The organism is Methylophaga sp. UBA5088, from assembly GCF_002414625.1.
Classification (GTDB): Bacteria; Pseudomonadota; Gammaproteobacteria; order Nitrosococcales; family Methylophagaceae; genus Methylophaga; species Methylophaga marina.
Genome location: NZ_DIAC01000103.1, coordinates 22,574 through 28,789, shown reverse-complemented (window position 1 = coordinate 28,789; position 6,216 = coordinate 22,574). Strand labels below are relative to the sequence as shown.

General features: G+C 43.5%; 7 protein-coding genes. 3 read left to right on the top strand and 4 right to left on the bottom strand.

From position 1 onward, the window contains the following. Together B4K20_RS12935 and B4K20_RS12930 are read right to left on the bottom strand one after the other, a co-directional pair. Window positions 1–320, bottom strand: a 320-nt coding sequence (locus B4K20_RS12935) for an EamA family transporter (RefSeq protein WP_289283186.1), incomplete at its 3' end; no start/stop codon positions are given. Window positions 321–423: 103 nt separating this feature from the next. After that, entirely contained in the window at window positions 424–708 is a 285-nt protein-coding gene (locus B4K20_RS12930) for an MGMT family protein (protein WP_289283185.1), read from the bottom strand. Window positions 709–876: 168 nt separating this feature from the next. On the opposite strand from B4K20_RS12930, the gene B4K20_RS12925 reads away from it, so the two are divergent. Further along, on the top strand, window positions 877–1,578 hold the full coding sequence (locus B4K20_RS12925) for a matrixin family metalloprotease (protein ID WP_289283184.1): 702 nt from the start codon (window positions 877–879) through the stop codon (window positions 1,576–1,578). Window positions 1,579–1,663: 85 nt separating this feature from the next. Here the strand turns inward: B4K20_RS12925 and B4K20_RS12920 are convergent, their stop codons facing one another. Further along, window positions 1,664–2,098: a hypothetical protein gene (locus B4K20_RS12920; RefSeq protein WP_289243174.1), complete on the bottom strand. Its 435-nt coding sequence runs from the start codon at window positions 2,096–2,098 to the stop codon at window positions 1,664–1,666. A gap of 578 nt (window positions 2,099–2,676) precedes the next feature. On the opposite strand from B4K20_RS12920, the gene B4K20_RS12915 reads away from it, so the two are divergent. Then, on the top strand, window positions 2,677–4,086 hold the full coding sequence (locus B4K20_RS12915; protein WP_286303902.1) for a PhoH family protein: 1,410 nt from the start codon (window positions 2,677–2,679) through the stop codon (window positions 4,084–4,086). 91 nt (window positions 4,087–4,177) lie between these two features. Beyond that, the gene (locus B4K20_RS12910; RefSeq protein ID WP_286306111.1) at window positions 4,178–4,792 is read left to right on the top strand and encodes a PilZ domain-containing protein; all 615 of its coding nucleotides are present in this window, start codon (window positions 4,178–4,180) and stop codon (window positions 4,790–4,792) included. Here B4K20_RS12910 and B4K20_RS12905 read toward each other — a convergent pair. After that, window positions 4,779–6,216 (bottom strand): efflux RND transporter permease subunit (locus tag B4K20_RS12905; protein WP_289283183.1); only part of this gene is annotated, 1,438 nt, incomplete at its 5' end. The genes B4K20_RS12910 and B4K20_RS12905 overlap by 14 nt on opposite strands.

Here is a 6,216-nt window from a genome sequence, read left to right as displayed (position 1 = left end):
CTCACTAGAGGCATGATGAAGTAACCTAAACTGGCTTCAAGCACACGATGCTGCCCAACGGCCCAGATATAGACCAGCCAGTTAATCGCAATAAACACCGCTGAGCCACCAAGCCAGAGTAAGGTCGTTTTATTATGTAACGCTTCCCATAAATGCTTGCCACGTCTTAAGGCCAGGCCCACGGTCAAAGTCGCTACCAGTGACCAGATAATCCGATGCGCCGTAACTTCAATCGGTGACACGTGACTCAGGAAACTGAAAAAGAGAGGAAAAAGCCCCCAGATGGTATAAGCCAGAACGGCTAAGATTAAACCTTGCATGGTGTTCTCAGAAATTTAAACACATATGGTATCAGTGGCGCTTGTTACCATAAATACTCTTATTAATATATCCACATCCTCATTGGCAAAATGAGGGCTGACCTTACTGATACTGATAAACCGATAAGGCTATCTTGCCGTTATTCACTACAATATTTTCAGCGAGGAGCCTCTGTAACTGCTCCCGGTATTTCTCACTTCCCTCTGGAAAAGAAGATCGTCCTTGAGCATTGACAACGCGGTGCCAGGGCAAATGTGTGTCTGGTGGAAGTTTTTTAAGAACGGTACCTACGTAGCGGGCATACCCCGGGTAACCACAACTGATTGCAATTTGCCCATAGGTCATGACTTGACCATAAGGAATAGCATCAACCGTTTGCCATATCATTTTATCGAGCTCATCCATCAGAATATTTTTTGATTATCCTCATTCGTTTGCTTATCCAAGCAGACTGGAAGTGATATTTATGGCTAGACTATGAAGCCGAAAAATGTGATAAATTTCACATTAGCTGGATAGCTAATTTACACCAAACTTAAGACAAGGATGACTTCAGTGAAACTCTTTTTAAGCCTATTTTGTTTATTCTTTTTTATTTCCACAGCCAATGCTTACACCATCTCTCCCGATCCGATAAAAAAGTGGGGCGACCCCACATTGGGTACAGGGGCAACGATTAGTTATAGCTTCATGCTGGGTAGTGAAGAATGTGACCAAGCGGTTTGCTCTCCACTAAACAGTTTTATGCCCACGGGTTTTCAGCAAGAAATTACAAAAGCCTTTAATGCCTGGAGTACTGTCGCTAACCTCAATTTTATTGAAGTAGCAGATGATGGTGCTAACTTTAATACACTCACGACATCAGGTGATATTCGAATTGGAGGTGAAGCGATTGATGGCCCGAGCGGGGTATTAGCGCATGCCTTTTATCCAGATACCCACTGGTATTTCTCTGCAGGTGGTGATTTGCATTTTGATAGTGCAGAGACATGGAGTATCGATAGTCTCGTAGACGGTATCAATATTTTCTGGGTAGCCTTACATGAAATTGGGCACTCACTTGGACTGGGGCACTCCGAGGCATCTAAATCAGTAATGGGACCTTTTTATAATCCTTCACTTACCGGCCTTCAAGCTGATGATATCGCCGGTATTCAATACCTTTATGGCGCTAATATCTCAGCCGTCCCTATACCAACTTCATTCTGGTTATTACTGTCTGGTTTCATCGGCTTGATACGTCTTCGTCGATACTGATAACCACAATATGACTAGCTTAAACACATCTTGCATGTGTTTAAGCCTAAACAGGTCAGCCTGATTCAGACTGACCTGTTTTCGATTATTGACAGCTGACTTGATAGCCATCTTTCACGCGGTTAAAGCTGTAAGTATTGTCGTTACCTTTCTGTTCATAATTCAGCTCGTCATCAGCTAATTCGAGATTCTCATAATGAATTTGCTTACCGATCTGATCAGAAGGACCACCATTCATATCCTGAAAAGCAGCAATGACCGTGTGCATTTCGTCCCCTTCCATCTTCCATTGACCACGCTCTTTTTGAACCCATGACAGATTTTCGCCATCACAGACTAGAAATAATGCCGCATAACTTTGATCAGGCTCACGTTTGACTAACCATTTCATGGTTTCGCCATCATGTTGGGTTTCGGCATACCAGGTGCCAATTAAATCATCAAATGTCACATCTGCAACAGCCACACTTGATACGGATAAACCAGCCAACACGGCATACAACATTGGTTTTAATTTCATGGGAATCAACCTCCTTAGATGTCTACACAGGTATAGGAGGACTCATTACTCAAACAAGATTCAGAACACCCACCTAACTCATCCGATAACACTAATCTCGCTGCTCATGCAGAACAAGGCATCCTAGTGATAATTGGGATTGACTCCTAGATCGGTAATGCAGCGTTATCGCAAAAGCCCTGTTTTTCAATATCAGCTTGCTGCAAAAACAGAACTTTTTTACTGTCTTTTCAGGAGATGGAAATGACTTTCAAGTCAGAGCAAAGCGGTCAATCATTACCGACTGAGCAATTTAGGCATGTCTAAGGAAAAAGACATAGAGAGCTTAACAATCAATAAAATAGGAAATATATTCAGAAAAGAATCCCGCCTATCAAAGCAGAGTGATAGCTAAATATTCGGATATAAATTGTTTGAGGAAGGCTTTTCATATTAACACTAAATATCCAGTTGTGAAGTGGTAGTACGTTTATAGGGATGACATTGGCAAAATAATCTTTATTCACTCTTTGCATCAGTGATTTCTTGCACCATAATCAACCTCAGGTCTCCAACTAACCAAAGAGGATCTCGAACCAATGATCAAACGTCCCGCCGAAGGTAAACGTCTGTTTATTCTGGACACCAATGTATTGATGCATGACCCAACGGCTTTATTCCGTTTTGATGAGCATGATATCTACTTACCCATGGTTGTATTAGAAGAACTCGATCGTGGTAAAAAAGGCTTATCTGAAGTCTCCCGTAATGTACGCCAGGTCAGTCGGTTCCTCGATGATTTATTACTGCAGGCTGAAGATAATGAAGCCATTACCAAAGGTATTCCTCTACCCAGCGTGAACAGTGGTGATATGCCTAATGCCAGCGGTCGTCTGTTTTTCCAGACCACCCAAATGGAGCAGGAATTACCTAAAGAACTCCCCAGCCATCAGGGCGATAACGCTATTTTGAGTGTGGCGATTGCGTTACAGGCAGCCATTAAAGATCACACCATTATTCTGGTTTCAAAAGATATTAATTTACGCATCAAAGCCACCGTTTTAGGTATCTGTGCCGAAGACTATTACAACGATAAAGTGCTGGACGATGTGGATCTGCTCTATCGCGGTGCCAGCGAGCTCAATGCGGATTTCTGGGATGATTTGAATCGTCTGGAATCATGGACAGCGGATGGTCAAACCTTCTATGAAGTTGAAGGCGATGTGGTTAAAGACTGGTATCCGAACCAGCTTATTTACTCTCCAGGTGAAGATCATAATATTGAAGCCGTGGTGCGTTCCGTCACTGAAACCAGTGCAGATATTCAACTCATTAACGATTACCGCAAAGATAATCATGCCATCTGGGGCATTACCGCCCGTAATCGCGAACAGAATTTCGCACTGAATTTATTAATGGATCCTGAAGTGGATTTTGTCAGCTTATTGGGTCAGGCCGGTACTGGTAAAACCTTACTGACATTAGCAGCAGCCTTAACGCAGACTGTCGAACACAAGCGCTACAGTGAAATTATCATGACACGGGTTACCGTGCCTGTCGGTGAAGATATCGGTTTCTTACCAGGCACCGAAGAAGAAAAAATGACCCCTTGGATGGGCGCATTAATGGATAACCTTGAGGTATTAAATAAAACAGAAGGTGGCGAATGGGGTCGTCAGGCCACTAACGATTTATTACAGCGATGGATTAAAATCCGTTCGCTCAACTTTATGCGCGGCCGCACCTTCCTGAATCGCTTTTTAATCATCGATGAAGCGCAAAACTTAACCTCGAAACAGATGAAAACATTGATTACGCGTGCCGGTCCAGGTACCAAAATTGTCTGTTTAGGTAACATCGCTCAAATTGATACACCGTACCTGAGCGAAACAACATCTGGCCTGACCTATGTGGTTGATCACTTTAAATATTGGCAGCACAGTGGTCACATTACGCTGCTCCGTGGTGAGCGTTCAAGACTGGCTGATTACGCCTCTGAAAACCTTTAATGCTGGCAACTTAGTCTGAACATGATATAAAGAATCTTATATTCAGGCCGATTAAGTGACATTAAGCTTTTAAGGATAACGGTAGAGAGTGATGCAACATCCAGGTTCAGACAGACGTGAGTTTTTTCGAATCAATGACTCGGTAGTCATTGAGTACAAACCTGTGGAAAAAACGCACGTCGGTGAAGTCGCCAAACGTATTTCACAATCATCAGAAAGTGATGGTGATTCTGAACGGGCTCAGCTTCGTACGATGCAAAACGTGTTTTCACACTTATTAGACCAAATCAGTCAGCATGATCGTGAAATTGCACGTGCACTGCGCTTATTAGATGACAAGGTCAACCTGATTGCACAACGTATTGAACGTCACAATAATCCTATCAATCCTGACAAGCTGACAGACGTAAACTTGAGTGGGGGTGGTGTTGCCTTATTGGTCGCTACCCCTATCAAGCCAAGAGATTATGTTGAACTCTTTATGCAGCTAAAACCCTCAGCCAGCACTATTCACACGCTGGCAACGGTGATTGGCTGTGACAAAATCGAACAAGCACCGGCTGAAACACCTTATTTATTGCGTATGGCCTTCACTCATATGGATGAAATGGATCGTAATGTGCTCATTCGTCATACATTAAAACGTCAGGCAGAACGTCTACGTGAAGGTGAACTCACAGGCGCCATGACCCTTATCGAGTCTTGATATAGCTGTAATACAGCAACGGAATGACCAATAAGGTTAATAAAGTCGACACCAGAATTCCGAATAATAAGGCAATAGCCAAACCATTAAATATAGGGTCATCGAGAATAAATACCGCCCCTACCATCGCAGCCAGCGCAGTCAGAATAATAGGCTTAGCACGGGTTGCAGCAGCGGCAATTACTGCCTTCTCAGCCGTGATGCCTTCAGCCATCGCCTGACGGATAAAATCGACTAACAAAATAGAGTTACGCACGATAATCCCTGCCATTGCAATCATGCCAATCATCGATGTTGCTGTAAAAGGTGCGCCTAATAAAGCATGCCCGGGCATGACACCAATCACGGTCAGCGGAATCGGCACCATAATAATCAAGGGCAATAAATAAGATCGAAACTGCGCCACAATCAGCAGATAAATCAGAATAATGCCTATGGCATAGGCTAATCCCATATCACGAAACGTCTCATAGGTAATTTGCCATTCCCCGTCCCATTTCAATGAATCTTGTAAGGCCAGACTCGGTACTGAAACCAAATATTGCTGAATCGGTATATTCTCTAATTGCTGATACACCGAAAACATGCCATACAAGGGACTATCGACCTTGCCAGCCATATCCGCTGTAACGTAAGTCACAGCTTGTAAGTCCTTATGATAAAGCGTTTGTTGATGTTCCTCCTCCACCACATTGACGACATCAGCTAAACGAATCAGCTCACCTTGTTGATTGATGAGCTTCATATTCAATACAGCATCAAGGTTCGCTTTATCCTTGATTGGCCATTGCAACCGCAATGGTATGGCATATTTCACATTATCATCGTGTAGATACCCTACATCCTTGCCAGTCAGCGCTAACTGAATAGCTTCAACAATCTGTTGCTGACTCAGGCCAAATAAGCTCGCTTTATTTCTATCTACATTAATGATCTGTCTGTCGGCTTTCGCCTCAATGCTGCTATCAATATCGACAATGCCATCAGTTTGCTCAAACACCTTAACAAGTTGTGATGCCTGATTTTGTCGCTGTTGTTCACTCAAGCCATACAACTCCGCCACAATGGGTGATAACACAGGTGGCCCCGCCGGCACTTCAACGACCTTGATACGCGCGTCCCATTTCCTAGCAATCACTGTTAGTGGTTCTCTTAGCTTCAGTGCTAAAGAATGGCTATGTTCATCACGCTGATGTTTATCTCTGAGGTTGATTTGAATATCTGCCTGATGCCAGCCTTCACGTAAATAATACTGACGCACCAGACCATTAAAATTAATCGGCGAAGCTGTGCCTACATAGGCCTGATAATCAGTCACATCGTCAACGGTCGACAGATAATCTGTCAACGCACGGGTGACTGCTGCTGTTTTTTCTAATGGCGAGCCTTCAGGCATATCAATCACAATCTGCACTTCAGACTTA

Coding starts and splice junctions, on each gene's coding strand:
- B4K20_RS12930 (WP_289283185.1), bottom strand. CDS start 708: ATGATATGGCAAACGGTTGATGCTATTCCTTATGGTCAAGTCATGACC.
- B4K20_RS12920 (WP_289243174.1), bottom strand. CDS start 2,098: ATGAAATTAAAACCAATGTTGTATGCCGTGTTGGCTGGTTTATCCGTA.
- B4K20_RS12915 (WP_286303902.1), top strand. CDS start 2,677: ATGATCAAACGTCCCGCCGAAGGTAAACGTCTGTTTATTCTGGACACC.
- B4K20_RS12910 (WP_286306111.1), top strand. CDS start 4,178: ATGCAACATCCAGGTTCAGACAGACGTGAGTTTTTTCGAATCAATGAC.